Raw genomic sequence first — 26,839 nt, 5'->3', positions numbered from 1 at the left:
ACTCTAACCCAGTCCGTCATCCCAGCGGAAGCTGGGATCTTGTCGGAAAAGCGCTCTCTTGTGGAAAGAGATTCCAGCTTTCGCTGGAATGACGAGCTTGTTAGGAGGCTCACCATGACCTCTACAGATCGCCAAACCCGCATCGCCAAGGCCAAATTCCGCGCCTGGCACCGCGGCACGCGCGAAGCCGATTACACCTTTGGTTGTTTCTTCGACACCTTCCACGAGGGTTGGAGCGAGGAAGAGCTCGCGTGGTTCGAAAAGCTGCTGACCTATGAAGACCCCGACGTTCTCGCTTGGACCATGGGCACACAGGAGCCGCCGGAAGAAATGCAGGGCGACCAAATGACTGCCTTGCGCAAAATGGATTACGTGCGCATCTAGGCGGCAATTCACCCCCATCTCGTTCGAGCTGGGGGCTTTTTTGCTTGCCGATAGTTGATGCACCTATGCCCGATCTTTCCCGCATATTGAACGCCAGTCAGCCGCTGACGCTGGTCCAGGTCGCGCGTGGTGCGCAGCCGCTTGTTCTTGCCGATATCGCCCGGGCCGCGAAAGGCCGCGCCGTTTTCATCGCTCCCGATGATGCGGCAATGCGCGCGGTGGTGGATGCGGCGCACTTCTTCGCGCCCGAATTGCAGGTGATCGAATTCCCGGCGTGGGACTGCCTGCCCTATGATCGCGCGAGCCCGGCCATGTCGGTCAGCGCGCAGCGACTTGCCGCGCTGCACCGGATGCAGACTGCAAAACCCGGACAGCAGCTCGTCGTCACCACAGTGAATGCGCTCCTCCAACGCGTGCTCACCCCCTACCGCATTCGAGAGGCTGTGCGCGAGTTCAAGCCGGGCTTCGAAATCGGCCATGAGAACCTTGCCAAACTGCTCCGGAAGCAGGGCTACACCCGCGTTGATACGGTGGTGGACACCGGCGAATTCGCCATGCGCGGCTCCATCGTCGATATCTATCCCAGCGGCCTCGAAGGCGGACTGAGACTCGATTTCTTCGGTGATGAGCTCGAGAGCCTGCGCCTGTTCGATCCGAATACCCAGCGCACAACCGAAGTCATCGACAGCCACTTGCTGCTGCCCGCGAGCGAGGCATTGCTCGATGACGACAGCATCAAGCGCTTCCGCAAGAGCTACCGCGAGACCTTTGGTGCAGAGGCAACGCAGGATCCGCTCTACGAAGCCGTCAGCGATGGGCGGCGCCTTGCCGGAATGGAGCACTGGCTTCCGCTGTTCGAAGATCGCCTGGCGACGCTGTTCGATCATCTCGGCGATGATGCGACCTATTTGATCGATTCCTCCGGCCTGCAGGCGGCGGAGGAGCGCCTGTCCGATATTGCCGATTACCATAAGCAGCGTGGCGAGACTTCAGGCCAGTCACGCGGCAGCTATCGCGCCATTGATCCGGATTTGCTCTATCTGACTCAGGACGAATTCTCGGACGCGCTGGCGGAAAAACCGATCCACCGCACCACGATTTTCGACGAGCCCGAGAGCGACAAGGTCATCGACTTCGGCTTCAAATCGGCGCGCGATTTCACGCCGGAGCGTTCCCAGGGCGCAAACGTCTACGAAGCGGCGGCAAAGCATTTCGCGACAATCGGCAAGGCCGGCAAACGCCCGCTTCTCGCCGCCTACACCAAAGGCTCGCTCAGCCGTATCACCTCGATTATCGAGGAAGCTGGCACCAAGATCGGCAAGGCGGACAGCTGGCAGGAAGCGCTCGGCGCATCGGCGAAAGGCCAGCCCATTGCGATGGTGCTGCCGCTCGATACCGGTTTCGCCAATGACGAGATGGAGCTGATTACCGAGCAGGATCTGCTGGGTGATCGCCTTGTCCGCCGTCGCAAGAAGAAGAAAGACGCCGACGCTTTTCTCGCCGAGTTGCAGGCGCTCGCGCGCGGCGACCTCGTCGTCCATGTCGATCACGGCATCGGCAAATATATCGGGCTGGAGCCGATCACTGTCGGCAAGAGCAAGCACGATTGTGTGATGCTGGAGTATAAGGGCGGCGACAAGCTCTACATTCCGGTCGAGAATCTGGAAGTGCTGAGCCGCTATGGCTCGTCCGAAGAGATCGTCCCGCTCGACAAACTGGGCGGGGAAGCATGGCAGAAACGCCGCGCCAAGCTTAAGGAACGCATCCGCGCAATTGCGGGCGAGTTGATGGAAGTTGCCGCTCGGCGGGCACTGCGCAAGGCTCCGGTGCTCGCGGCAGAGGAGGCAAGCTACAACCAGTTCCTCGACCGCTTCCAGTATGAGGAGACCGAGGATCAGGAAGCGGCTATCGCCGATGTGCTACGCGACCTTGAAAGCGGCCGCCCGATGGACCGGCTCGTCTGCGGCGATGTCGGTTTCGGCAAGACCGAAGTTGCTCTTCGAGCAGCCTTCGTTGCGGCGATGAATGGCCAGCAAGTCGCCATGATCGCGCCGACGACTCTGCTCGCGCGCCAACACTATCAGAACTTCGTCGACCGCTTCGCCGGTTTCCCGCTCAAAATCGGTCGTCTTTCGCGCCTCGTGCCGAGCAAGGAAATGTCGGACACGCGCGATGGCCTTGCATCGGGCGATATCGATATCGTGATCGGCACCCACGCAATCCTCTCCAAGAACACCAATTTCAAGGATCTGGGGCTGGTGATCGTGGATGAGGAACAGCGTTTCGGCGTGACCCATAAGGAGAAGCTGAAGCAGCTTCGCGCGGATGTGCATGTGCTGACGCTCACCGCCACGCCGATCCCCCGCACGCTGCAGATGGCGATGACGGGCCTGCGCGAACTTTCCACCATCAAGACCCCGCCAGTCGATCGCCTCGCCGTGCGCACTTACGTGATGGAGTGGGACGATATGGTGGTGCGCGAGGCTCTGCTCCGCGAACACCATCGCGGCGGGCAGAGCTTCATCGTCGTGCCGCGCATTTCGGACATGCAGCCGGTGATCGAATGGCTGCGCGAATTTGTGCCCGAAGTAAAATTCATAGACGCGCATGGCCAGATGAGCGCGGGCGAAATCGAAGAGCGGATGAGCGCCTTTTATGAAGGCAAATATGAAGTCCTGCTCTCGACCACGATCATCGAATCCGGGCTCGACTTGCCGACCGCAAACACCATGATCATCCACCGTGCGGATCGCTTTGGCCTCGCCCAGCTTTACCAGCTGCGCGGCCGCGTGGGTCGATCGAAAATCCGCGCCTATGCCTATTTGACCACGCCTGCTGATACGCAGCTGAGCGAAGTGGCTGAGAAGCGCCTGAAAGTGCTCGGCGATCTCGACAGTCTTGGCGCGGGCTTCCAGCTCGCGAGCCACGATCTCGATATTCGCGGGGCAGGCAATTTGTTGGGTGACGAGCAGTCAGGCCATATCCGCGAAGTCGGGTTCGAGCTTTACCAGTCGATGCTGGAAGACGCGATTATGGCGGCCAAGGCAGGCGATGCCGGGCTGGAAGGCGATACCACCGGTCTCAGCCCGCAGATCACTGTCGATGCGCCGATCATGATCCCTGAGGATTATGTGCCCGACCTCGCGGTCCGCATGGCGCTCTATCGCCGCCTCAACCAGGCAGAGGGATCATCCGAGATCGAAAGCCTTGCCGCTGAAATGATCGACCGGTTCGGTGAACTGCCGCAACCGACCAAGAACCTCATTCGCCTGATCGAAATCAAGGCGCAGGCTATTGCGGCACAGATCGCCAAGATCGAAGTCGGTGGGCGTGCAACGCTGGTCACTTTCCACAAGGATCACTTCCCCGATCCGGCAGGGCTTCTCGCCTATGTCGAGCGCCTGAACGGCAACCGTGAGGGCTCCGCTAAGCTGCGCCCCGACATGAAACTGCAGATCAACCGCGCATGGGGCGATCCGCAAAGCCGCCTCAACGGCCTGTTCCAGCTGACCAAGGGTCTGTCCGGCATCGTGAAGCGCGCGAAGAAGAAAGAGGCCGCTTAGCTTCGGTTGCCGATAACTCCATGACCCTGCCGATAACTCCATGACCCTATTGCCTTCCTTGGCCGCGCGCGTTTTAGTGTGCGGCCAAAGGAGAGAAATCACCCCATGCGTTATCTGCTGACCACCGCTATCGCCGCTGCACTGGCTGCCCCGCTCGCCACTCCCGCGCTCGCGCAGGAGACCGAAGGCTATCGCGAGCCGCCCGCCGAAATCACCGACATCGTAACGCGGCCGCCCTCGCCTGCTGTTTCCGTCTCTCCCGATGGCGAAACCCTGCTGTTGCTGGAGCGTGAGAGCCTGCCGCCTGTCGCTGAACTGGCACGGCCGATGGAAAAGCTCGCCGGCCTACGGCTCGATGCCGACATCAACGATCGGCACGGCACGCGCGCCTATGTCGGCATGACATTGCGCAATCTCGATGGATCGGTCGAACGGAGCATTTCGCTGCCTGCCAATGCCGATATCTCGGACATGGCCTGGTCTCCCGATGGGGGGCATGTCGCTTTCACCAACACCTATGCCGATGGCATGGCCCTGATGGTTCTCGACACCGCTACCGGCGAGACGACCACGGTCATGGAACGCGGCATCAACCCGATCTTCCAGGGTCCACGCTGGTTGCCTGACGGCCGCCTTTTGGCCCTGAAAATCCCCGATGATCGCGGCCCGATGCCAGAGGAATCGCTGACACCGCGCGGCCCCGCCATCCAGGTGGCGAGCGGCGGCGAAGAAGCGCAGACGCGCACCTATCAGGATCTGCTCGAAGATCCGCATGATGAGGCTATGTTCACATGGCTCGGCACCAGCCAGCCCGTGGCATTCGATCTCGACAGTGGAACCAGCGAGACGCTCGGTGAGCCGCGCCTCTACACCTATGCTGCCGCGTCGCCGAGCGGCGAATACATGCTGATGGAATGGATAGAGCAGCCTTTCAGCTATCAGGTCCCCTATTCCAGCTTCCCGCTGACATCTGTGGTTACCGATGCAAGCGGCAATATGGTCAGCGAAATCGCGCGCCAGCCCCTTGCCGACAATCTGCCTGTGCAGGGCGTGCCCACGGGCCGCCGCAGCATCATCTGGCATCCGACAGAGCCTGCGCTGATTGTGTGGGCAGAGGCGCAAGACGGCGGCGACCCGCGCGTCGAGACCGACGTCCGCGATGCCATGTTCGGACTTGCCGCGCCGTTCACTGGTGAGCCGATGCGGATTGCCGAATTCGAAGATCGTTTCTCCGGCTTCGTCGGTATGGAGAATACCGATGACGTACTCGCCTACGATTACGATCGCGACACGCGTGAGCTGCGCATTTCGCAAATCGATGTCATCGGAGACAACGCACCGCGTGAGCTGATCCTGCGCAATATTCAGGACGCGTACGGCGATCCGGGCTCGCCCGTCACCACCAGCACTTCTGCCGGTTTCAACGTCGCGCGCAATGATGACGGTGTGCTGTTGCTGTCAGGCAGCGGTGCCACGCCCGAAGGCCTGCGCCCGTTCCTGCGCCGTTTCGATCTCGCCACGCTGGAAACCGAAGAGATTTGGCGCAATGATAGCGAGGAGCTGGAAAGCGTCGTCGACGTGCTCGATGATGATGGCGAACGCTTCATCACCTATTTCCAGAGCCCGCTCAATCCCGGCAATTTCCGTCTTCGCAGCGATGGCGAAGTGATGGCGCTTACCGAATTCCCCGATCCGCATCCGGAACTGACCGGCATCAGCCGCGAGCTAGTAACCTATACGCGCGCCGATGGGACGGAGCTGACCGCCACGCTCTACCTTCCGCCAGATTACGTCGAGGGTCAGCAACTACCGCTCGTCGTGTGGGCTTATCCGCGCGAATTCAACAATGCCGCCACCGCGTCGCAAAACCGCGACAGCCCGTATCGCTTCACCCGCATCGGCGGCTATTCGCATCTGTTCTTCCTGACACAGGGCTATGCCGTGCTGGACAATGCCGCGATGCCGGTCATTGGAGACGATCCTGAAACGGTGAACGACACTTTCATCGAGCAGATCGTCTCCTCCGCGCAGGCTGCCGTGGATTTTGCCACCGAACGTGGCATTAGCGATGGCTACCGCGTCGGTGTGGGCGGCCATTCCTATGGCGCCTTCATGACCGCGCACCTGCTCGCGCAAAGCGACATCTTCCGCGCCGGCATCGCCCGCTCTGGCGCCTACAACCGGACGTTGACACCCTTCGGCTTCCAGTCGGAACGGCGCATTTTCTGGGAAACGCCGGAGACATACTACATGCTCTCGCCTTTCATGGCCGCCGACCAAATCAACGAGCCGATGCTGCTGATCCACGGCGACAATGACAACAATTCGGGCACTTTCCCGCAGCAATCAGAGCGTATGTTCGCCGCCGTTCGCGGAACGGGTGGCACGGCGCGATTGGTGATGCTGCCGCACGAAAGCCACGGCTATCGCGGGCGGGAAAGCGTCCTGCACACGCTTGCCGAGATGATCGACTGGTTTGACGAACACGTGGCAGACGCAGAACCGCCTGCCGAGTAATCGGTCAGAAGGAAAAGGCTGACTTTGTGTCGAAATCCTTGGCGGGAACGGGTTTTCCGCCAAGGAAGCCTTGCCACACCGCGCAGCCTTCCTGCACCGCGACACCGCGCTGGGCATCTGTCTCTATGCCCTCGGCAATCACCGTCAGGTCCAGTGCTCGCGCCATAGCGATGATACCGCGCAGCACGGCAAGATCACGCGGGTCATTGGCGATGCCTTCGATCATCGAGCGATCGAGCTTGAGCGCATCGAGCGGAAGGACCTTCAGATAGCGAAAATTGCAGAACCCCGCGCCGAAATCGTCGAGTGCGATGCGCAGGCCATGGGCGGACAGCAATTTCAGCTTCTCGGCTGACCGGTCGAGATCGGCGACCAGCGCCTGTTCGGTGATCTCCAGCGTCAGGCGCTCGGGCGGAAAGTCGAGCTCGGCCAGCATCGCCAGCAAATCTTCGGCAAAAGTGCGATCGAACAGGTCCATCGCGGTGACATTGATCGACAGGCGTTGCTCTGGCGGCCAATCACTCGCCGCGATCAGGGCAGCGCGGGTGATATGCCGTGACAGTCGCCGTGCAATCCCGCCGCTTTGGGCAATCGCTACCAGCGCATCGCCTGCCAGCTTGCCGTGATCGGGATGCTCCCAGCGCACCAGTGCCTCGGCCCCCACGACAGCATGATCCTCCGCCGAAAATTGCGGCTGAAACAACAATTCCAGCTCGTCTCCGGTGAGTGCCTCGGCAAGGTCTTCGGTGATCGGATGCGGTTCACTGCGGCGGCGATCCTGGCGACGCCGGCGATCGTGAACCTGTGTGGGAATTGACATGACAACCCTGTGACAATGAAATTGCCTTAAGTCCTGCATGAAGAATGCCGCGTTGCAAATCGGGACGCGTCTCCATAGGGTTGCGCGCATGGGAGCGGGAACATCCACAGGCGAAAGCGCCGCGGGCTTTGCAAAGCTGGCGCTCGTCTATTCGCAGTCGGACCGTGCACGCAAAGCCGCGCGCGAGCTGACCGATCGCTATGATTTCGTCGGCGTGGAGGATGCTGACGCGGTGATCGCGCTCGGCGGAGACGGTACGATGCTCGATGCGCTGCACGATATGCTCGAAGCAGATCGCATCATTCCGGTATTCGGCCTCAATCTCGGCACGGTCGGCTTCCTCATGAACCGCTATCACGGGGCCGGTGGTCTGGTGGAGCGGGTGAATGCCGCAAAACCGATGGCAGTGCGTCCACTAAAGATGGAAGCGATCACGCAGGACGGGCGGACCGAACGCAGCTGCGCCATCAATGAAGTCAGCCTGCTGCGTGAAACCCGGCAGACCGCCAAGATCGAGATCATGGTCAATGGCAAAGGCCGCATACGTGAGCTGGCCGGCGATGGGGTTCTGCTGGCAACGCCTGTCGGCTCGACCGCTTATAATCTCAGCGCGAATGGCCCCATCCTCCCGCTCGATTCGCGCATGCTTGCCCTCACTCCGATCAGCCCTTTCCGCCCGCGCCGCTGGCCCGGCGCGATCCTGCCGGAGACGAGCAAAGTGACGTTCCGCGTTCGCGAACCCGCGAAGCGTCCGGTCGCCGTGGTGGCCGACCAGAAGGAAGTCCGCGATATCGCCGAAGTGCGTGTGGAAATTGCCGCCGAAATGGAAATGACTCTGCTGTTCGATCCCGGCCATGCGCTGGATGAACGCATCGTCGCCGAGCAATTCGTCACCTAAATCGCGCTTATCGCACGCCAATGCGCTGTTTGTTAAAAACTGGTCTTGCCAAACCGAATCCGCCCCAATATAGGCGCTCACCTGCCCATCGGGCTGCTCCCCGATAGCTCAGCGGTAGAGTAGGTGACTGTTAATCACTTGGTCGTTGGTTCGAATCCAACTCGGGGAGCCACTTTTCAGCACATTGCGAGTAAACCCGCCCCGCGCCCGCTCGCGCGTTGGGTAAATTGTTAGGGTTTACGTGGCACTAAGACGGTGAGTTCAATTTGCCGTTTCGGGATTGCATGCTGACCCTTTCGCGCCCCCTTGCTGCGACAATCATCATCGCCGCCTCTCTCCTACCGACGGTGGTGGCCATCGCATTCTTCGGCGGACATGCCGGCCTCTGGTACGCGCCGTTTTCACCGCGCGTGCTGACTATAGCGCTCACAGCATCGCTTCTGGTCCTGTGGCAGCGCGTCCGCGCCGCTCGCCTAGAGGGTGAACCTAAAAACATTGTGGAAGTCGTCCGCGACAACCCCATCGCACTGCTTGTTCCGGCTGTGCTGATCGTGCTGATCACTTTCGCGAGCGCAGGCTTCTCTTTCATCAAGGCGAACATTGCGGATTACGTGCCTTATTACCTCGATCCGCCTTTCGTGGACGCGGACAGGATACTGTTTTTCGGTAATGACCCATGGCGCGTAAGCCATGCACTTTTGGGCACGTGGGGCACGATCGCGCTCGATCGGCTCTATGTCCTGTGGTTCCTGCTTTTCCCTTTCCTGGCGATTTTCATCGGCGGATCGGCAGATCGCACTTTCCAGTTTCGCGCCATGATCGGCGTGCTGGTCGTGTTGATTCTCCTCGGCAATGTGATGGCCGTGTCCATGTCGAGCGTCGGCCCGATCTTCTACGAATACTTCTATGGCAACGCGTACTACGCAGAGCTGATGGCGCGGCTGCACGCAGCGCATGAGGTCGCCCCACTGACCGTCTTGAGATTGTCCGATTACCTCATCGAAATGCACGAGACCGACGCATTCGGCACAGGCATTTCAGCGATGCCGTCAGTCCATGTCGGCTTTGCCGTCCTCAGCTGGCTGATCGTGCGCGACCGCGTGAAAGCGCGCTGGGCACACCGCGTAGCCGGCGTGTACGCATTCCTGATCTGGATCGGATCATTCCACCTTGCATGGCACTACGCCTGGGACGGTATCGTATCCGCCGTGGTCGTGATTGCTGCGTGGAAATTGAGCGCTTTCATTGAAGTCGCCCCGCGCCGGTCAGAAAGCAAAAGGCCGCGCCTCTTTGACTTTTCAGCCAGGGAGCCAGCGCGGCCTTTGGCAAAACAAAATACCGACTTTGAAATTGGTTCCCGCGTCTAACGCCGACGGAACCGCAGGCCGATGATTGGCGGAGCGGTACGATCCTGACGGCCATCAAGCACAAGATCGTTTTCCGCAGCAACTTCAAACAGATCGCCTAGACTCTCGGTCTCCAGATAAGTGACGCCGCCGGACCTCAGCGCTTGGGAATAATTTTGCGCATCCATGCTGCCGCTGGCTGCGATATCCCACACCATATCGAGTTCCGTCAGACCTGAGATGCCGCTCACGATTTCGATATTGCCATATTGCTCGGCCAGCGATTGGAAGAACGCTGCAGAGGTCGCGTTATCGACCGCGACCGCCACATAGATGCGTCCCGTAGACCCCACCGCCTGCGCGAGCAACCGGGTGTAATATCCGTCTCCCGGAGAGATCTCAGCAATCCGCTGCCCCTCAGCAACGCCTGCAAAGAGCATGGTTTCGAGCGGCTGCCGCTGCGCATCCTGCGCAATGTGTTCTGCTGGCCGTGCCGGGCTGACGACCGCGGCGAGCAAAGCTTCCTCGCGCTGGATGTTGTTCAGGTCGCTCGGCAGATCGACGGCCGTGCAGCCGCCGAGCGCCAATGCGCCGAGAGCAAGGCAGGTGATATGGAAACGCATGAATTCTCTCCCTGCCGACAGTGCTAGCGGACCAGCAACTATCGGCAAGGAAAGATGCGAAAAATCAGGCCTGCGCGCCGTGGCAATGCTTGTACTTGCTGCCCGAACCGCACGGGCAAGGCGCATTGCGGCTGATATTCATGTCCTTGTAGGGGTCTTCCGATTGCGCGCCGCCTGAACCTGTGGACGCTACCGGAGCGCCAGCCAGAGTACCGAACAGCGGAGCCCGCTGCGCCGACCCGTCATTGTCACGCGAGTTATCTTCTCCCGTCAGCGGATCGATCTTGCCGGTCATGAAATCGGGCAGATCGGGTAAATCGCGCGGACGCGGCGGCGGTGCGGGGCGGAACTGGGACGTCAGGAGGACCTTCGTCACATCCTCGCGCAGCGTATCGAGCATCAGCTCGAACAGGCCGAAAGCTTCCTGCTTGTATTCATTGATCGGCTGCTTTTGCGCATAGGCGCGCAGGAACACGACCTGACGCAGGGCATCGAGCGTCGCAAGGTGTTCCTTCCAGTGGTAATCGAGGCGTTCGAGCAGAATGCTCTTTTCGACGCGGCGCCATGCATCCTCGGGGATGTCGGCGGTCTTTTCGGTCATCTTCTGTTCGGAAAGTTCCTGCAAGCGCTCTTCGAAGATTTCAGGCTCGATCTGGTCTTCTTCCAACCACTGATCCATCGGCACGTCGAGGCCGAGGACTTCGGTGATCTTTTCCTTCAACCCATCGGTATCCCACTGCTCAGGGTAGGAGCCCGGCGGGCACGCGCTGACAACCATCGCATTGATAGCGTCGCGTCGCATGTCTTCGACCACATCGTCGACACGCTCTGAGTCCATGATTTCGCTGCGCTGCTCGTAAATCACCTTGCGCTGGTCGTTCATCACGTCATCGTATTGGACGACCTGCTTGCGCATTTCGTAATTGCGCGCTTCGACCTTCTTCTGCGCCGTCTCGATGGCCTTGGACAGCCATTTCGAGCCAATCGCCTCGCCATCTTCCAGATTGGCGTTCATCATCTTGGCGAACAGCGTGTCCGGCCCGAAAATGCGCAAGAGATCGTCTTCAAGGCAGAGGTAGAAGCGCGAAAGTCCCGGGTCACCCTGACGGCCCGAACGGCCGCGCAGCTGGTTGTCGATCCGGCGGCTTTCATGGCGCTCGGTGCCGAGAACGAACAGGCCGCCCGCATCGAGCACCTTCTGCTTTTCCTCGGCGACCTCGGCCTTGATCTTTTCGATCGCTGCATCCTTTTCAGGGCCGTCTTCCATCTCGGACAATTCGTCATCAATCCGGAACTCGACGTTGCCGCCGAGCTGAATATCGGTACCGCGGCCCGCCATGTTGGTGGCGATGGTCACCGCGCCGATACGCCCGGCCTGCGCCACGATATGCGCTTCCTGCTCGTGCATACGCGCATTGAGCACGGCGTGCTTGACCTTTTCCTTTTCGAGGAACTGGCTCAAAAGCTCTGATTTTTCGATAGAAACCGTGCCCACAAGAACGGGCTGTCCGCCGTCGCTCTTTTCCTTGATGGCTTTCGCGATGGCCGCGAATTTATCCATCGTATTCTTGTAGAACTCGTCTTCCTCATCCACGCGCTGGATGGGAACATTGGTCGGTATTTCGACGACGTTGAGCTTGTAGATGTCCCAGAATTCGCTCGCTTCGGTCGCCGCCGTACCCGTCATGCCCGAAAGCTTGGGATACATGCGGAAGTAGTTCTGGAACGTGATGGAGGCCATCGTCTGGTTTTCAGGCTGGATCTCCACGCCTTCCTTAGCCTCTGCCGCCTGGTGCAGGCCGTTCGACCAGCGGCGACCGTCCATCATGCGGCCGGTGAATTCATCGATGATGATGACCTTGTCATCCTTCACGATGTAATCAGTGTCCTTCTTGAACATGACCACGGCTTTCATCGCCTGATCCATGTGGTGGACGACCTGGGTGTTCTCGACGTCATAGAGATTGTCGGTTTCGAGCAGGCCAGCCTCGATCAGGCGGCGCTCCATTTCCTCGACACCATCTTCGGTCAGCTGGACGTTCCGGCTCTTCTCATCCTTGGTGTAATAGCCCTCGCCTTCAGGCATCGGGCCACCGTTTTCCTTCTCCATCGCTTCCTGGTCCTTGACCAGTTTCTTCACCTGCTCGTCCAGCGCGATGTAGAGCTCGCTCTTGTCCTCGGTCGGGCCGGAGATGATCAGCGGCGTACGCGCTTCGTCGATCAGGATGGAGTCGACCTCGTCCACGATAGCGAAGTTGAAGGGGCGCTGCACCATCTGGCGGCGTTCCTGCTTCATATTGTCGCGCAGGTAATCGAAGCCGAATTCGTTGTTCGTGCCGTAGGTGATGTCGGCGGCATAGGCCTCTCGACGTGCAGCTTCGGGCAGGTTCGGCACGATGACGCCGGTGGTCAGGCCAAGGAAGCCGTGCAGGCGGCCCATCCATTCAGCGTCACGCCGGGCGAGGTAGTCGTTCACCGTCACGACATGCACGCCCTTGCCCTCAATCGCGTTGAGATAGGTGGCGAGCGTGGCGACGAGGGTTTTACCCTCACCCGTCTTCATTTCGGCGATTTCGCCGCGATGGAGCACGATGCCGCCGACCATCTGCACATCGAAGTGACGCATGCCGAGCACGCGCTTCGATGCTTCGCGCACGGTGGCGAAAGCCTCGGGCAGGATATCGTCGAGCGTCTGGCCTTCTTCCAGCTTCTTGCGGAATTTGAGCGTCTGTGCCTTCAATTCGTCATCGGAGAAGTCGGCGAGTTGTTCTTCAAGGCCGTTGATCCGCGCGACGATCTTGTCGAGCGATTTGACGTAACGATCATTCGAAGAACCGAAAACGGATTTGGCGATTGTCTGCCACATGGCGGATTACCTGTCTGATAATATGGGAATGGCGGCCGCGCACAGCTGCGCCTGCCTGAGAAATTCGGGAATGTGTCTGGAATGCGGGCGCTATTCGCGCGCGCGGTCTGCCTGAAGCATAATGCTGGGCGCGGGCAGGATCTGGGCGCGCTGTTCGCAGCCCTTGTCCGCCACCACCGCCGATGCCTGCGCAACCGCAGAATGCTCCACCGATGCGTAAACAGCCGGTTGAGCCTCCGTGCATTCGCTCGCGCTGGCAACGCTTACCACCGCGCCCTGTGCAGCCTGCACAGGCTCTGCCGCGAGCGTAAAGCCCGAGAAAACGGCAAGCAAGGTGAGCAATTGGCGTAGCATTTGGGTTCCAGATAGCGATTATGTCCGCGAAGTCTACGCCGGATTGGGTGAATTGCGGGTGAAAGCTTGCGTTGTCGTGCGCGGATGCGCCGCCTAAAGACATGGCCATGGATCTTGAGACTTCCCCGCTTGCCCGCCCTTTTCCAGACATGCCCGCGATCGACGGAGTGACGCTGCGCGTCGCGCGGGCGCGATACAAGAATTGGGACAGGGCGGATTTGACCTATGCCGAGTTGGCCGAGGGCACCGCGCTGGCGGGCGTTTTTACGCGCAATGTGTGCTGCTCGACCGAAGTCGAAATGGGTCGCGAGAGGGTTGCCAAAGGCCGCGCGCGGGCGCTGATCGTCAATGCGGGCAATTCGAACGCCTTTACCGGCTATCGCGGGCGCGAGGCGGTGGAGCAGATCACCGGACAGGTGGCGGAACAATTGGGCTGCGGTCCGGAAGAGGTGCTCGTTTCCTCGACCGGTGTGATCGGCGTGCCCTTGCCCCAGGACAAGGCGCGCGACGGTGTCAGCACTGCCCTGACTTCAGAACCGTGCACCTGGGAAGAGGCAGCAGCGGCTATCGGCACGACGGATACCTTTACCAAGGGTGCCACGGCCACCGCGATGATCGGCGAAACGAAGGTCACGCTCAACGGCATCATCAAGGGCAGCGGCATGATCGCGCCAGACATGGCGACGATGCTGGGCTATATCTTTACCGATGCTGCGGTCGAGCCTGCGTTTCTGCAGGAATGCCTCTCCGCCGCAAACAAGCGCACCTACAGCTGTATCACCGTCGATAGCGACACGTCGACCAGCGACACGGTGTTGGCCTTCGCCACTGGCAAGGCGGCCAATGCACCCCTCACCTCTTTTGATGATCCCGGCGCAGATGCCTTTATGGCGGCGCTGGAAGATGTCTGCCGCGAGCTCGCTCATCTCGTCGTCCGCGATGGCGAAGGGGCGAGCAAGTTCATTACCGTTTCGGTGTCCGGTGCTCAAAGCGATGACAGCGCGCGCCGCGTGGGCTTGGCAATTGCGAATTCGCCGCTGGTGAAGACGGCTATCGCGGGCGGTGATGCCAATTGGGGCCGTGTTGTGATGGCCGTCGGCAAGGCCGGAGAGCCTGCGGACCGCGATACACTCTCCATTGCATTCGGCGGGCATTGGGCTGCGAAGAACGGCCTGCCGGTCGAGGATTATGACGAGGGTCCGGTCGCGAAACATCTCCAAGGGGATGAAGTGGAGATCACCGTAGATCTCGGCATCGGCAACGGCCACGCCACCGTCTGGACCTGCGACCTGACCCATGGCTACATCAGCATCAATGCGGATTACCGCTCGTGAGCGAGGTTCTCGACCGCGAAATTCACAGACTGATGAGGCGGGTTAGTGAGCAGGTCATTCTCCCGCGCTTTCGCAATCTTGCGGACCACCAGGTGGAGGATAAAGGCGGAAATGACCCGGTAACGATTGCCGACCGTGAAAGCGAAGAGGCTTTGCATGATGCGTTATCCAAACTCGCACCGGGCGTGCCGGTGGTCGGCGAAGAAGCCGCCCATGCCAACGAGAGCGTCCTTGAGTATCTGGCAGGCGATTGCTGGATCGTCGATCCGATCGACGGCACACGCAATTTCACCAATGGTGAGCCGCCTTTTGGCATCCTCATCGCGCGCGCATCGGGCGGAGAGGCGCAATCGGGCTGGATCTATGACTGCCTGTCCGGCCGCTTCTGCGTTGCACACAGCGGCACGGGTGCGTTTATCGGCGGGGAAAAGGTCTCAGCCGGTTCAACTGGAGAAACACCGCCGGTCGCTGCGATCTCCCTCATCTTCATGGATGATGCGCAGCGCGAGGCTGTTAAGGCGCACATCTGCCCGCACTATCGCCTCACCGACATTCCGTACTGCGCGGCGGAGCAATACCCGCGCCTCGTGCTCGGCACGAACGATGTCTCGATTTTCGAGCGTACACTCGCGTGGGACCATGCGGCAGGCGTGCTGTGGCTCAATGAAGCCGGCGGCAAGGCCGCGCGGCTCGATGGATCACCCTACCGCGTGGATGAATGGCAAAGAAAAGGGCTGGTCGGTGCCGCCAGCCCTCGCCTTTACGATGATATGGTGGAGCGGCTGAACGCGCTTCCCGCGTAATCCGTCAAACGTGCGATTCAAGCCACTGCTTGAGAGCGTTTTTCGGCGCGGCACCCATCTGCTGGGCAACCGGCTCGCCATTCTTGAACACGACGAGGAAGGGGATCGACTGGACACCCATCTTGCCGGGGACATCGGGGTTTTCCATGATGTCCATCTTGGCGATGGTGACCTTGTCGGCCAGCTCATCAGACAGTTCTTCCAGCGCGGGCGCAATCATCTTGCACGGGCCGCACCAGTCTGCCCAGAAATCGACGAGAACGGGCTTGTCGGCATCCAGCACGTCGGACTGGAAGCTGTCATCGGTGACATTGATTGTGGCCATTGTGGCTTCTCCTGAATTTCACTTGCGCCCTATCTGGGCATCGCATGGGCTATCGCAACAACTAACGCACGATAGCTTTTGTTTATCCCCGGCGGGGTTACTCTTTCAGACCCGGCTCGTGGCGCGATAGCAGCTCGGCGGGAATGGCGATCAGCTGCGGCGTTTGGGTATACAGCACCGCTGCCTCCACCGTGCTTCCCGGATAGATTACCTTCAGCGCCGCGACATAGGCCGCCATCTGCGCGAGCGTGGTCTCCGGCACCTGCTCCAGCGACTGCGGCGGGCGGCGCGCTGTCTTGAAATCGGCGACGAGGACGCGGTTTTCGGTCACCAACAGGCGGTCCGCCGTGCCTGCAATGACTCGTGGGCCGACCGTTGCGGCGAGCGGCACCTCGGCCAGCGCATCGGGGCCGAACAGCTCGCGCCAGTCAGGATGATCAAGCACCGCCAGGGCGCGGTCGAGCATCTCGGCACGCGCGCTTTCGGAAAGATCGGGCGCGTTGCGTTCCAGCCAGGCTTCGCCGCCAGACTGCCGCATATCACGCGGAGTAGCAGGCAGGCGTTCGAGCAAGGCATGGATCAGCACTCCGCGCCGCGCGGCTTCGGCGGCCTGCTCGGAAGGCAGCGGAGGATCGGCACCGGCATCATCCGCGCCGGCAGAAGGCGCAAGCGGGCGCGGCGGGCGCGGTTCGGGGCCGATGGGGCGCGCCGCCCACGCGGGAATGGGCAAACGTTCAGACGAATCTTCCGCCTTCTCACGCGCCACCGGCGCTGCATGCGTGCCGAGTTCAGCGCGCGCTCCCCAGATCGGATCGTCGACAAACTCATCGTCAAACAGGGGTTCGAGCCGCGCGTACCAGCTATCGGGCTTCGGCGCTTTCTCACGCTTTTTGAGCGCGCCGCCGATGAACAAAGCCTCTTCCGCGCGGGTCATCGCGACGTAGAGGAGCCGCCAGTGTTCCTGCCGGTCTGCGGCCTTGGTTTCCTCCTCGACTTCGGCAATGCGGCCTACCCGCTCTGCACTGCTGAGCGGCAGCAGGGGGACCATCCACTTGTCTTTCTCATCCAGCGACTTCTCTTCAAGTTCCAGCGTAACGGCGCGGGACGCATCGGGATCGCTGCAAGCATCGGCGAGGATAACGATCGGCGCCTGTAGGCCCTTGGAGCCATGGACCGTCATCACACGCACCAGATCGCCGCTGCCCTCCGCTTCGCGCTTCAGCTCGCCATCGCCGATATCGAACCAACGGATGAAACCCTGCAGGCTCGGCGTATGCGATGCAGAAAATTGCAGCGCGGCACCAAGCAATTCGTCGATCGGATCGTTCGCTTCCCGGCCAAGCCGCGCGACCAGCTTCGCCCGCGCGCGCCACGGGCCGACAAGCATCCAATGGAGAAGCGCTTGTGGCGGCTCGAAATCGGCGATGGCGAGCAGGCCCTTCAGCTGCTCGACTGCTCTGGCCGCCTCCGCATGCGCCGATTTGCGCAAATGATCCCACAGATGCACGCGGTCTGGACGATAGCCATGCTCCAGCAATTGCTCCTGCGACCATCCAAAGATGGGAGACACGAGCAGGCTGGCGAGCGAGAGATCGTCTCTCGGTTGGGCTGCGAAACGAAGCGCCGCCATCAGATCCTGCACGGCAAGCGGCGCACCGAGGCGCAGGCGGTCCACACCGGCCACGGGTACGCCCAGCGCATGCAGGCGTGCGACGATGGGGTTCACCAGCTCGCCGCGTTTGCGCACAAGGATCATGATGTCGCCAGGAGTAGCGTTGCGCCGCTTGCCCTTTTCGAGCGCGAAGCCTTCGTCCAACCATTGCTTTACCTGCCGCGCGATCTTGTCCGCCATCCGCCGCTCCGATGGCGAGACGCGGTGTTCCGAGCCATCGTCTCCGTCACTTTGCTCGGCATCTTCTTCGAGACCCGAAACCGGTTTCCAGAGGGTAATCAGGCCAGCACGGTCCTCGCCGACATGCGGCTCTGGCTCGTTGTCGAGTCCAAGGTTCTCATGGCCAATCGCCGCAATGGCGAGGTCCACGAAGCTGAGGATCGGCTGCGATGTGCGATAGGATCGGCCGAGGCCCAGCTCCTGCAAATCGCGGACGCTGATATTGGCGCGCGCCTGCTGGGCGGTCTCCCGTCGATTGGCCAGGATTTCGCGATAGCGCGCCTGCGCCTGCGCAAAGTTCTGCGGGCTCGTGCCCTGAAAGCCGAAAATCGCCTGCTTGTAATCGCCGACCACGAAAATGGTGCGCTGGCGGTCACCGCGTTGCCCGGCTCCGGAGAAGAAATCATCGGTCAGCGCATCGACGATATCCCATTGCGCTTCGTTGGTATCCTGCGCCTCGTCCACCAGCACATGGTCGAACGTGCGATCCAGCTTGAAGCGGATCCAGTCTGACATGTCCTTGCGATTGAGCAATTCAGCAGCCTGCCGGATCAGATCGTCGAAATCGACCAGCCCCTCGCGCTTCTTCGCTTCATCCCAAGCCAGCGCGAATTTGCGTCCGACTTCGAGTGAGGGTGTCAGCAGAGCGACCAGATCAAGCAGGATCGCCTGCTCGGCAACGCTTTCGAGCCAAAGCCGAGCGGTCTCCGCAATGGCCGCAGCGCCATCGACCTTTTTCTCCAGATTGCTTTGATATTTGAGCAGGCCTTTATCGTTGTAGAGCTTGCCAAGCAGGTCGGCACTTTCGGCAAATCGTTGCTCAGGCGAACCGAGCAGCCACTCACCGACAATCGCAGCATAATCCCGCCCTTTGTCAGCACCCCACTCATCGTAGAGCCACATGACCTGCCGCACAGCATCCACGCCGCCCGATCCATCGGCGCAGGCCGCGCTCGCAGTTTCGGCAGTGGTATCGGCGGGCACGCCGAGCAACCGCTTCACCCGCTCTTCCATCGGCGATTGCCATGCCGCCTTGCCGAACCACATGTCCCGCGCGGCAGCACAGCGCATCAGCCATTTCTGCACACCGTCTGGGCCGAGCTTGACCGAGAGCGTCTCCAGCGCGGCGATGGCCTGCGGATCGCTCGACTGCCATTCGACGAGCAATTCGCGCAGCACGCGGTCCGCCAGCAGGTCTCGATCGCGGTCCTCCATGGCCTTGGTGCCGGGGATCAGTCCCGCTTCATTGGGGAACGCGCTGAGCAGCCATTGCGAGAAGGCGTGGATCGTGTCGATCCGAAGGCCGCCTCCCGGGCAATCGAGCACGCTGGCAAATAGCATCCGCGCCCGCGCCTGCGTTTCAGAATCCATGCCTGCGCCGATATTATCGAGCTGCTGCGCCAGTTCGGTGTCCGGCATGCGCACCCAATTTGCGAGCACTTCATTGACGCGCGTGGCCATTTCGGCAGCGCCCGCCTTGGTGAATGTGAGGCAGAGGATCTGTTCGGGCCGCACGCCCTCGGTGAGCAACAACCGCAGCACGCGGGCGGAAAGCACCTGCGTCTTGCCCGTGCCCGCGCTGGCGGAGAGCCACACGCTGTCACCCGGCACGACCGCATCGCGCTGAGTGTCCTGCAGGGGGTACACGACGCCGCTCATCCCTCGTCCTCCTCCCGTCCCTGCCATTCGGCGAGCCGCATCAGCTGATCATAGGTGTTGTATCCGGGGGCATCGGGATTGGGCCGCGCGGTGAAAGGTTCATCGCCCAATATCCATTTATCGAGCGCTTCGTTGAGCATCGCTTGAGTCTTGGGCAGAAATTCATCCGGCTCCATACCGCTGCGCTTGTTGCCGACTTTGAGCGGCGTCACCTTGTAGCCGAAGCCCGTGTCGCTATCCGCATTCTTGCCGAAGGACCAATATTCGAAGCAACTCGCCTCGCCCGACACGCCGCCGATATCACCATCGCGCAGGATCAGGCCAAGCGTACCGAGTTGCAGTGCATAGCCATTCTCGACCTGAGTGCCGCTGGGAGGCTTGCCTGTCTTATAATCCACCACGGCGAGCGAACCGTCGGGCATGCGATCGATCCTGTCGGCGACGCCGTGAATGGTGATATCCTTCACGCTGATCTTGCCCTTGGCTTCCCATTTGAGCGGGGTTCGACCGGCCTCGCCCTTCAGTTCTGCTTCGATCCATTCAAGCGCGCGCATCAGGCGCGGTTGCCATAGCGCACGCAGCAAGGGGTGGGCGGAAAGTTCGGACAGATGCCTGTCGGCCAATTCTGCGAGGCTTCCTTTCCCCGCATGCCAGTCCTCCAGAATGGCATGTGCGAGCGAGCCCTGCCACGCCGGGCCGGGCACCGCATCGAGCTTCTCCAGCTCCGGCAGCGCGAGAATTTTCTTCGCGTAGAATTCGTATGGATCGGATCGCAGTCGGTCGAGCGCCGTCACGCTGATGACCTGCTCTCGCTGGGCTGACGAAGGCCGCGGCTGAGGCTGCGAATGCGGCGGGACAGGCGGCGGATCGTCGATGGCCCGGGCGAGCGCGCGCAGGTCATCATCGGTCGCGGCCTTGGTCATATCCTCATCCAGCAAGGCGCGGACACGCAGCAGGAAGCGCGAGGGAATGGCCGGACCGGACGTGTCACGGGCGGCGCGGCTGAGCACAACCTCAGGCGCACCAAGCGCGCCAGCCAGATCGTGCGCCGCCAGCCCGATGCGGAAATCAGCACCCGGAACGCCGAGCGCGCGTAGCACGGCGGGCGCCAGCAGTGGATCGGTAGAAGGCGTCGGCGGCCATGTGCCTTCATTCAGGCCAGCACAGATCACCAGATCGGCGCGTGTCATGCGCGCTTCGAGCAGGCCATAGATTGCGACGCGCGGATGACCGCCATAGGGCGGACGCACCGCGACCCGGTCCATCGCATCGCGCAGGGCAGACGGCAGGTCCGCAGCGTCCAGTTCCACGGGCACTTCGCGCGAATTGAGCCGCAGCTCTTCGATGAAGCTGGAAAGCGCCCGTCCATCCTCGCGCGACCAGACGGCATCGCCGCACAGATTTTCCGCAGCGCTGGCAAGCAGATCGAGCCACTCGGCCAGACCCAAAGGCTCCGCATGATTGAGAAGCGGAGCAATCGCCTCCGCAATGCCGCTAAACCATTCGCCAACTCCCGCCTTTTCAGCCGCCGCTTGCAGGGGTGCGAGACCCGGAGCCGTGCGCGGACCGCGCAATCGCATTTCGAGCGCGCGCGCCGAATCGAGCCAGTCGGCGCGGTCCTCGCCTGCTCCCGCCAAAGGATGTTGCAGCAGGGAAAGCAGCGGGACTGGCGCAGCATCTTCTGCAGCGACTTCTGCGAGCAGCAGCACAATACGCCCCGCCGCCGTCTGCGCGAGCGGTCTACCCGCTGAATCGTCTGCCGTGATGTTCCACCGCCGCAAATGCTGCGCGACGCGCCCGGCCAATCCGCGATCGGGTGTGACCACGGCCACGCGTTTCTCGGGCTCCTCAAGAGCTTGCCGCACCAGCAAAGCGACAGCCTGCGCTTCCTCTTCGGGATTGGCGCTTTCGATCAGCCGCACGCCTGCCATGCGCCGGCGGTTGGCGGGCAGATCGACCCAGGCCTTGCTCGCTTCGGGCGGGAGAAACAGGCTGGAGATCGCATGCGTGCGCTCCGGCGGACCTTTTCCAAGCCCTGCGCGGTGCCATTGCTGGACCTCATCGCGGCGAACGCCCATCCGGTTCAGCAGCAACTTCAGGTGATATTGCGGATGAGTGACGGCATCGTCCCTGCCGAACGGGCTTTCCGCGCCTGTGTCGCCCGCGGCGCCCAACTCATCCCACACCTCCTCGCCCATCGAGAGATCGAGATCGGGCAGGATCACCGCGCCCTGCGGTAATTCGCTGACGGTGCGGAGCAATCGCGCGAGAGCGGGCGCAGCGCTGGTGACACCGGCGGCAACGAAAGGCGTTTCCGGCGGATCGTCGCGCATGCGCTTGGCTGCCTCGCGGAACAGGGCATTGCGCCGAGCGGCAGCATCCAGCTCGCCACGTGCGCTCAGGTCGCCCAGCCAATATTGCTGCAATTTGGCAAAGTCGCGCAGATTATCCTGCCAGTGCTTGGAAAGCTTCTCTTCGAAGATGGACAGCACCTCGTCTTGCCGCAGCGCCTCTGGTGCAATCTCCTCCACCAGCAGGCGGTCCATCACCTGTCCTGTTTCGAAGGCGAGCCGCAGCAGCGCCGCTCCCTTGGGCGCATCCTCCTGCGTCTCACTAATCAGCTGGGCGAGGCGCAGCCAGCGACGCGTAGGATCGGCAGCGGGCGGAATCGCAGCGCCAGCTCCCAGCGAATCGAACAACGGCCCTAGCGTCTCGTCGAGATCGAGATCGCCGATCATCACCATGCGAGGCATCAATAGACCGGCCTGCCCGGTCTCACCGCTGTGGCGGACGAATGCCTCCTGCATGGTTCTCGCAGCGCGGGCCGAGGGGAGCAGAAGCGTAAGCTTGGCAAGGCCGAAGTTTTCATCCGAATATCGCGGCACCAGGCCAGCCACCAGCGCATCGGCAAAGCCGCGGTGCGCGGCGATGGAATAGACTTCGGGGCCGGGCCGATCAGACATTCCGCAGCGCGGCTTCGGTCGGCTTGATGGCGTCAGGCGTTCCCACTTCGAACCATTTGCCGGTGAACGGAATACCGAACAACCGGCCCTCTTCCATGGCGCGTGACCACAGAACATTGGTGGAGAAGGCGCCATGGGGCGCATCGCGCAGCAGTCGCTTCGAGACGAGCTGGATGCCTGAATAGATATAGGGCGCAATCCGCCCCGTAGCGCGGCGGCTCAGCCGGCCGAACGGGTCGATATGAAAATCACCCTTGCCGTTGAAATTATGCGCGCCCTTGTGCGGCACCAGCAGCAGCAGCGCGTCCATCTTTTCATCATCCCACATCGCAGAAAGATCGGCAAAGCAATCGCGCGGGCCATCGAGCCAGATATTGTCCGAGTTCAGGCAAAAGAAGGTATCGGGCAAATGGTGCTGCGCCTTCACCAACCCGCCGCCTGTCTCGAGCAATTCATCCCGCTCGTCCGAAATGACCACGCTGGGTGCCTGCCGGTCCTTCACATGCGCTTCGAGGCTGTCGGCGAGGTAATGGACATTCACCACCGCCTTGGCGATCCCCGCTGCGGCCAGGCGATCGAGCGCGTGATCGACCAAAGGCTTTCCCGCAACCCGCACCATCGGTTTCGGCTGGGTCGCCGTAAGCGGCCGCATCCGCTTACCCATGCCGGCGGCCATCACCATGGCCGTATCCGATGCGAGTTTGCTCATTTCAGGACATCTCCGCGTTTCTCGCGAATGTGTGCGGGCACATTGGCATCGAACCACGCGGCAACCGGGGCAAGCGCCGGATGCTGCAAATCGCGCTCCATCGCCTCCCAGACGCGCGGGATGAGCGAGAGATATTTCGGCTTACCGTCACGCTTGCACAGCCGCGTAAAAATCCCCACGATCTTGGCATTGCGCTGCGCGCCGAGCACGGCGTAGCTCGCGGCAACGTCCCAGTCGGGCTGCATTTCGGCCTCATACAGCCCGAGCATCTTCGCTTCGAGCTCGACCGACACATCCCGCCGCGCGTCCTGTAGCAGCGAAACGAGATCGTAAGCCGGATGCCCGACCAGCGCGTCCTGAAAGTCGATCAGCCCCTGCTCGCCCTGCCCCTCATCATCGGGCTCGAGCATCATGATATTCTCAGCATGATAGTCGCGCAGCACGGTAACGCCGGGTGCCTGCTCGGCGATGACGGGCGCGAGAGCTTCGTCCCATGCGGCGCGGAAGCTCGCCTCGTCAGCATCGATTCCCGCAGCCGGACAGAACCACTCCGTAAAGAGGCCCGCCTCTCGCTGGTAGACAGCGATGTCATACGGATCGAATGGTCCCGGAGCCTGCCGGTGCAACTGGCACAGCGCATTTATGGCTGAGGCATAGGCGCCAAGCTCCTGCGCTGGATTGGCCTCGATCCATTCTTTCATCCGGTCGTCGCCGAAATCTTCTGTCAGCACCCAGCCCTTCTCCGCATCATCGGCGAAGATGGCGGGCGCGCGCATACCCTGGTCCGATAGCCAGCGCGCAACATGCAGGAATGGCTTGGGGTCTTCCTCCGGCGGAGGCGCATGCATCAGCATGGCGCTTTCTCCGCTGGCGCGGCGCAGGCGGAAGTAGCGGCGGAAACTGGCGTCGCCGGGAATGGCCTCAATCAGCGCGTCGTCCCAGCCCGCATCGGCAAGAAATGCGTGCATGCCATCAGGAAATTCACTCATGGTATTCGCCCTAGCCAATCCTCACCGCCGGTGACAGTCGCCACGCGCCCTTCTCCAGCGATTTCGAGTGTGATTTGCAAACAGGCAGGTTCGGTATCGAAACCGCCTGCGTGGTCCGGCCATTCGGCTAGCAAAGCTGCGCCCTCGCGATAGTGATCGAGGCCAAGCTGCTCCACCTCAGACGGGTCTTCAAGCCTGTAGAAATCTGCATGCACCACCGGCGGGTTGAGGTGATCGTATGCCTCGAGAATGGTGAAAGTCGGTGATGGCACTTCGCCTTCATGCCCAAGCGCAAGCAGGATCGCGCGTGAAAGCGTGGTTTTGCCCGTACCCAGCCCACCAGTCAGCGCCACGACATCACCCGGCAAAAGCCGCGAAGCAATGCGATCTCCGAATGCCTCCATCGCCGCGAGATTGGGCAGGTTCACCGTCATGGCAGAAGCACCGTCGCAGTGGTGCCGGCGCCCTTTTCAGACTGGATTTCCAGCCTTCCGCCATGTGCCTCGACCAGCTGGCGGGCGAGTGGCAATCCCAGCCCGCGCTTGCCATCCTTGCCGTCGCTTCCCGCGAGGCGATAGCCGTCCAGCGCGCGCGCCAATTCGGACGGCTTCATCCCGTCGCCATTGTCGGAGATAACCATTTTGACACCTGACTTTCGCCGCGTGAGTGCCACCAGGATGCGGCCGTCGTTGGGTGTTGCTGAGATGGCGTTGTCGAGCAGATTACCCAACGCGCGGCCAAGCTGGCGGCGATCCGCTTTCACCGTGCCGGCGCTCTTGTCGCCGCGCAGATCGAGCGTAATGTTCTTCGCATCGAGCGCTTCTTCCCGGCTGCGCACAAGATGCGTCATGAAGCCGAGGACGTCGAGATCTTCGCGCGCGATCGGGAGGAGGCCTGCCTCGCTCTGCGTCAGGTCCAGCACGCTTTCGATCTGAGTCGACAGACGCTCGACCGAGGCGAGAATCGCTCCGACATATTCGCGGCCCTGTTCGGACAATTCGCCCGCCACGCCGGATTGCAGCAACTCGGCAAAGCCGCCGATCGAAGTGAGCGGCGTGCGGAATTCATAGGACATATTGGCGAGGAAGCGGGTTTTCACCGCATCCGCCTCTTCCAGCGCTTTCGCCCGTTCGCGCAACGCCGCCTCGGCCTTGGTGGAATCGGTCACGTCCATGACAGTGAGCAGGCCGTTCCCGTCTGGCAGAGGAACGCCAGCAAACTCCACCGTGCGTCCATCCGACAAAACAACGCGGCCGCCCATTTCCTTGCGATCGAGCGTTGCCGCACGCACCGTCTCGCCAATGGCCTTGCGCTGACCGGGTCGCGCAAGCCGGTTGGAGATGCGATCGAGCAATTTGTCGACATGCGGATGCTCGTCGAAGAATTCCTCCGGCAAGCCCCAGATTGCCGGGAAACTGCGATTCCACAGCTGCATGCGACCGTCAGGCGCGAACACGGCGAGCGACTCGAAGAGCGAATCGAAAGTGGCTGTTCGGGTGCGCAGCAGTGTATCGCGGGTTGCCGACAGGGCGAGCTGTTCCGAGCGGTCTTCCGCCACCATCACGAGCCCGCCATCGGGCATGGGCTGGGCGACAATGCGAAGGTGCGTACCGTCGGGCAGCGTCCACTGGTCTTCCTCAGGCGCATCGGCCTGGAACCATTGCGCCAGTTCGGCCCGCCATTCGGGGAAGTCGCGCACTTCGGGGAGGCGTGACTTGTCGCGCGCGTAATCGAGGAATCGCTCGAAACGCGGCGGCTCGACCTGCATCGATGTCGGGAGGGCAAAGATGCGCTGGAACGGCTGGTTGGCGAAGGTCATGCGCCGGTCTTCATCGAATTGCGCGACACCAACGGAAAGCTGATCGAGCATCGAGCGCTGGGCGGCACGGAAAGCGCGGAACGCCCTGCCCTGCTCTTCCAACTCCTCGATATCGATGGCGTAGCCTGCGACACCCTCCACACCGAGCGGCAAATCGCTGACGCGCAAGGTGCGCCGCTGATTGCCCACCGTTGCCTGGACGATGCGCTCTATCGGCGTGTCGCGATCCTGCGCCTGCTTGGCGATCTGCTTGGCATCCAGCCCGTCGACGCGCTCAACCAGTTCGATCTGCTGGTCGACGACTTCGGCGGCATTCTTCGCTTCCACCGCATCGACATAGGCTGAATTGACGAGCCGCAGCTCCATATCGGCGGACCGGAACCACATCGGCATCGGAGCAGCCTCGATCAGGCCCACAAGCGCCGCGAAATCATTGCGCGCACGCGCCGTTTCGGACCGGAGGCGCGAGAGTTCGCCTTGGCTTTCCGAGAAATCGAACCACCAGATCAGCGCGGCGCCGCCGCTGGCAATCGCCGCATTGGCCAGTTGTCCGCGCACCGCGAGGCTCTTTTCCGATCCTTGGGGCGTCACCATCATGCGAAACGGGGCAGCGGTTTTTTGCGTGCGCCGGACAGCTTCATGCAATTGCTCGAGATCGCCTTCGGACAGGCCGTTTTGACGGTCAGAAAGCTCACTCAGGAAATCCGGGAGCGCATCGAGGCCGAGCCATGCGGCGAGCCGCTCAGGCCCCTCGATCTTGCCATCCGCTTTCACCAGCAAAGGAATGGCCGGAGAATCGTCTATCATCCGCGAGAGACGGCGCAGTGTCCCCTTGGTCTGCCGCGCCGCCCGCGTCCGCTGTAGCGAGCCCACGACCAGCCATACCGCTGTTGCCGTCCAGGCCGCCAAAAGCAGGCCGAGCAAAGCAAGCGCGGTGGGAGAAAGTTCCATGCTTTTGCAGCTATGTGAGCGCGCG

The 26,839-nt window shown here is 61.6% G+C and carries 18 protein-coding genes and 1 tRNA gene; 8 read left to right on the top strand and 11 right to left on the bottom strand.

Translation table 11 applies throughout. The annotated features are described in order from the left end of the window. Positions 1-114 precede the first annotated feature (114 nt). From O2N64_RS11190 to O2N64_RS11180, 3 genes are all read left to right on the top strand, one after another. Positions 115-384, top strand: a complete 270-nt coding sequence (locus O2N64_RS11190; protein ID WP_271077675.1) for an FAD assembly factor SdhE — start codon at positions 115-117, stop codon at positions 382-384. 65 nt (positions 385-449) lie between these two features. Next, positions 450-3,947 carry a transcription-repair coupling factor gene (gene mfd, locus O2N64_RS11185; protein WP_271077674.1) on the top strand — a complete coding sequence of 1,166 codons (3,498 nt, stop codon included), beginning with the start codon at positions 450-452 and terminating at the stop codon, positions 3,945-3,947. A gap of 105 nt (positions 3,948-4,052) precedes the next feature. Continuing rightward, positions 4,053-6,464 carry a prolyl oligopeptidase family serine peptidase gene (locus O2N64_RS11180; RefSeq protein ID WP_271077673.1) on the top strand — a complete coding sequence of 804 codons (2,412 nt, stop codon included), beginning with the start codon at positions 4,053-4,055 and terminating at the stop codon, positions 6,462-6,464. A 4-nt stretch (positions 6,465-6,468) separates the two neighbouring features. On the opposite strand, the gene O2N64_RS11175 is transcribed toward O2N64_RS11180, so the two are convergent. Further along, entirely contained in the window at positions 6,469-7,284 is an 816-nt protein-coding gene (locus O2N64_RS11175) for an EAL domain-containing protein (RefSeq protein WP_271077672.1), read from the bottom strand. Between the two features lie 88 nt (positions 7,285-7,372). Here O2N64_RS11175 and O2N64_RS11170 point away from each other — a divergent pair, with 88 nt between their 5' ends. The 3 genes from O2N64_RS11170 to O2N64_RS11160 all read left to right on the top strand — a co-directional run bounded on the left by O2N64_RS11170 (position 7,373) and on the right by O2N64_RS11160 (position 9,549). Further along, positions 7,373-8,182, top strand: a complete 810-nt coding sequence (locus O2N64_RS11170; RefSeq protein ID WP_271077671.1) for an NAD kinase — start codon at positions 7,373-7,375, stop codon at positions 8,180-8,182. 97 nt (positions 8,183-8,279) lie between these two features. Further along, positions 8,280-8,354: transfer RNA gene (locus tag O2N64_RS11165), tRNA-Asn, on the top strand. Between the two features lie 112 nt (positions 8,355-8,466). Beyond that, positions 8,467-9,549: a phosphatase PAP2 family protein gene (locus tag O2N64_RS11160; protein WP_271077670.1), complete on the top strand. Its 1,083-nt coding sequence runs from the start codon at positions 8,467-8,469 to the stop codon at positions 9,547-9,549. On the opposite strand, the gene O2N64_RS11155 is transcribed toward O2N64_RS11160, so the two are convergent. The 3 genes from O2N64_RS11155 to O2N64_RS11145 all read right to left on the bottom strand — a co-directional run bounded on the left by O2N64_RS11155 (position 9,546) and on the right by O2N64_RS11145 (position 13,371). Continuing rightward, positions 9,546-10,151: a hypothetical protein gene (locus O2N64_RS11155; RefSeq protein WP_271077669.1), complete on the bottom strand. Its 606-nt coding sequence runs from the start codon at positions 10,149-10,151 to the stop codon at positions 9,546-9,548. The two genes, O2N64_RS11160 and O2N64_RS11155, sit on opposite strands and share 4 nt — an antisense overlap. A gap of 64 nt (positions 10,152-10,215) precedes the next feature. Beyond that, complete coding sequence (secA, locus tag O2N64_RS11150; RefSeq protein WP_271077668.1) at positions 10,216-13,017, bottom strand: preprotein translocase subunit SecA; 2,802 nt, start codon at positions 13,015-13,017, stop codon at positions 10,216-10,218. 90 nt (positions 13,018-13,107) lie between these two features. Further along, positions 13,108-13,371, bottom strand: a complete 264-nt coding sequence (locus O2N64_RS11145) for a hypothetical protein (RefSeq protein WP_271077667.1) — start codon at positions 13,369-13,371, stop codon at positions 13,108-13,110. A gap of 107 nt (positions 13,372-13,478) precedes the next feature. On the opposite strand from O2N64_RS11145, the gene argJ reads away from it, so the two are divergent. Beyond that, positions 13,479-14,705: a bifunctional glutamate N-acetyltransferase/amino-acid acetyltransferase ArgJ gene (gene argJ / locus O2N64_RS11140; protein WP_271079651.1), complete on the top strand. Its 1,227-nt coding sequence runs from the start codon at positions 13,479-13,481 to the stop codon at positions 14,703-14,705. Continuing rightward, positions 14,702-15,508 (top strand): inositol monophosphatase family protein, encoded by an 807-nt coding sequence (locus tag O2N64_RS11135; RefSeq protein ID WP_271077666.1) that lies wholly within the window; start codon positions 14,702-14,704, stop codon positions 15,506-15,508. Before argJ ends, O2N64_RS11135 begins: the two co-directional genes overlap by 4 nt. 4 nt (positions 15,509-15,512) lie before the next feature. Here O2N64_RS11135 and trxA read toward each other — a convergent pair whose 3' ends face one another. From trxA to O2N64_RS11100, 7 genes are all read right to left on the bottom strand, one after another. Then, positions 15,513-15,833, bottom strand: a complete 321-nt coding sequence (gene trxA, locus O2N64_RS11130; RefSeq protein ID WP_271077665.1) for a thioredoxin — start codon at positions 15,831-15,833, stop codon at positions 15,513-15,515. A 97-nt stretch (positions 15,834-15,930) separates the two neighbouring features. Further along, positions 15,931-19,383: a double-strand break repair helicase AddA gene (gene addA / locus O2N64_RS11125; protein ID WP_271077664.1), complete on the bottom strand. Its 3,453-nt coding sequence runs from the start codon at positions 19,381-19,383 to the stop codon at positions 15,931-15,933. Continuing rightward, positions 19,380-22,346, bottom strand: a complete 2,967-nt coding sequence (locus O2N64_RS11120; RefSeq protein ID WP_271077663.1) for a PD-(D/E)XK nuclease family protein — start codon at positions 22,344-22,346, stop codon at positions 19,380-19,382. The genes addA and O2N64_RS11120 overlap by 4 nt, the downstream gene beginning before the upstream one ends. Beyond that, positions 22,339-23,055, bottom strand: coding sequence for a nucleotidyltransferase family protein (locus O2N64_RS11115; RefSeq protein ID WP_271077662.1), 717 nt, complete (start codon positions 23,053-23,055; stop codon positions 22,339-22,341). Before O2N64_RS11115 ends, O2N64_RS11120 begins: the two co-directional genes overlap by 8 nt. Continuing rightward, a complete protein-coding gene (locus tag O2N64_RS11110; protein ID WP_271077661.1) occupies positions 23,052-24,044 on the bottom strand; it encodes an aminoglycoside phosphotransferase family protein in 993 nt (330 codons plus the stop codon). Before O2N64_RS11110 ends, O2N64_RS11115 begins: the two co-directional genes overlap by 4 nt. Next, positions 24,041-24,478, bottom strand: a complete 438-nt coding sequence (gene tsaE, locus O2N64_RS11105) for a tRNA (adenosine(37)-N6)-threonylcarbamoyltransferase complex ATPase subunit type 1 TsaE (protein ID WP_271077660.1) — start codon at positions 24,476-24,478, stop codon at positions 24,041-24,043. The genes O2N64_RS11110 and tsaE overlap by 4 nt, the downstream gene beginning before the upstream one ends. Continuing rightward, a complete protein-coding gene (locus O2N64_RS11100; RefSeq protein ID WP_271077659.1) occupies positions 24,475-26,814 on the bottom strand; it encodes a PAS domain-containing sensor histidine kinase in 2,340 nt (779 codons plus the stop codon). The genes tsaE and O2N64_RS11100 overlap by 4 nt, the downstream gene beginning before the upstream one ends. Positions 26,815-26,839 lie beyond the last annotated feature (25 nt).

Source organism: Aurantiacibacter sp. MUD61, from assembly GCF_027912455.1.
Classification (GTDB): domain Bacteria; phylum Pseudomonadota; class Alphaproteobacteria; order Sphingomonadales; family Sphingomonadaceae; genus Alteraurantiacibacter.
This window is presented reverse-complemented; position numbering and strand designations above follow the sequence as displayed.

Bases quoted from the DNA above. Each gene is read 5' to 3' on its own strand.
- O2N64_RS11170 (WP_271077671.1), top strand. From the start codon at position 7,373: ATGGGAGCGGGAACATCCACAGGCGAAAGCGCCGCGGGCTTTGCAAAG.
- argJ (WP_271079651.1), top strand. From the start codon at position 13,479: ATGGATCTTGAGACTTCCCCGCTTGCCCGCCCTTTTCCAGACATGCCC.
- O2N64_RS11180 (WP_271077673.1), top strand. From the start codon at position 4,053: ATGCGTTATCTGCTGACCACCGCTATCGCCGCTGCACTGGCTGCCCCG.
- mfd (WP_271077674.1), top strand. From the start codon at position 450: ATGCCCGATCTTTCCCGCATATTGAACGCCAGTCAGCCGCTGACGCTG.
- O2N64_RS11160 (WP_271077670.1), top strand. From the start codon at position 8,467: ATGCTGACCCTTTCGCGCCCCCTTGCTGCGACAATCATCATCGCCGCC.
- O2N64_RS11120 (WP_271077663.1), bottom strand. From the start codon at position 22,346: ATGTCTGATCGGCCCGGCCCCGAAGTCTATTCCATCGCCGCGCACCGC.
- O2N64_RS11100 (WP_271077659.1), bottom strand. From the start codon at position 26,814: ATGGAACTTTCTCCCACCGCGCTTGCTTTGCTCGGCCTGCTTTTGGCG.
- addA (WP_271077664.1), bottom strand. From the start codon at position 19,383: ATGAGCGGCGTCGTGTACCCCCTGCAGGACACTCAGCGCGATGCGGTC.
- O2N64_RS11155 (WP_271077669.1), bottom strand. From the start codon at position 10,151: ATGCGTTTCCATATCACCTGCCTTGCTCTCGGCGCATTGGCGCTCGGC.
- O2N64_RS11110 (WP_271077661.1), bottom strand. From the start codon at position 24,044: ATGAGTGAATTTCCTGATGGCATGCACGCATTTCTTGCCGATGCGGGC.
- secA (WP_271077668.1), bottom strand. From the start codon at position 13,017: ATGTGGCAGACAATCGCCAAATCCGTTTTCGGTTCTTCGAATGATCGT.
- O2N64_RS11115 (WP_271077662.1), bottom strand. From the start codon at position 23,055: ATGAGCAAACTCGCATCGGATACGGCCATGGTGATGGCCGCCGGCATG.
- tsaE (WP_271077660.1), bottom strand. From the start codon at position 24,478: ATGACGGTGAACCTGCCCAATCTCGCGGCGATGGAGGCATTCGGAGAT.
- O2N64_RS11175 (WP_271077672.1), bottom strand. From the start codon at position 7,284: ATGTCAATTCCCACACAGGTTCACGATCGCCGGCGTCGCCAGGATCGC.
- O2N64_RS11190 (WP_271077675.1), top strand. From the start codon at position 115: ATGACCTCTACAGATCGCCAAACCCGCATCGCCAAGGCCAAATTCCGC.
- O2N64_RS11145 (WP_271077667.1), bottom strand. From the start codon at position 13,371: ATGCTACGCCAATTGCTCACCTTGCTTGCCGTTTTCTCGGGCTTTACG.
- trxA (WP_271077665.1), bottom strand. From the start codon at position 15,833: ATGGCCACAATCAATGTCACCGATGACAGCTTCCAGTCCGACGTGCTG.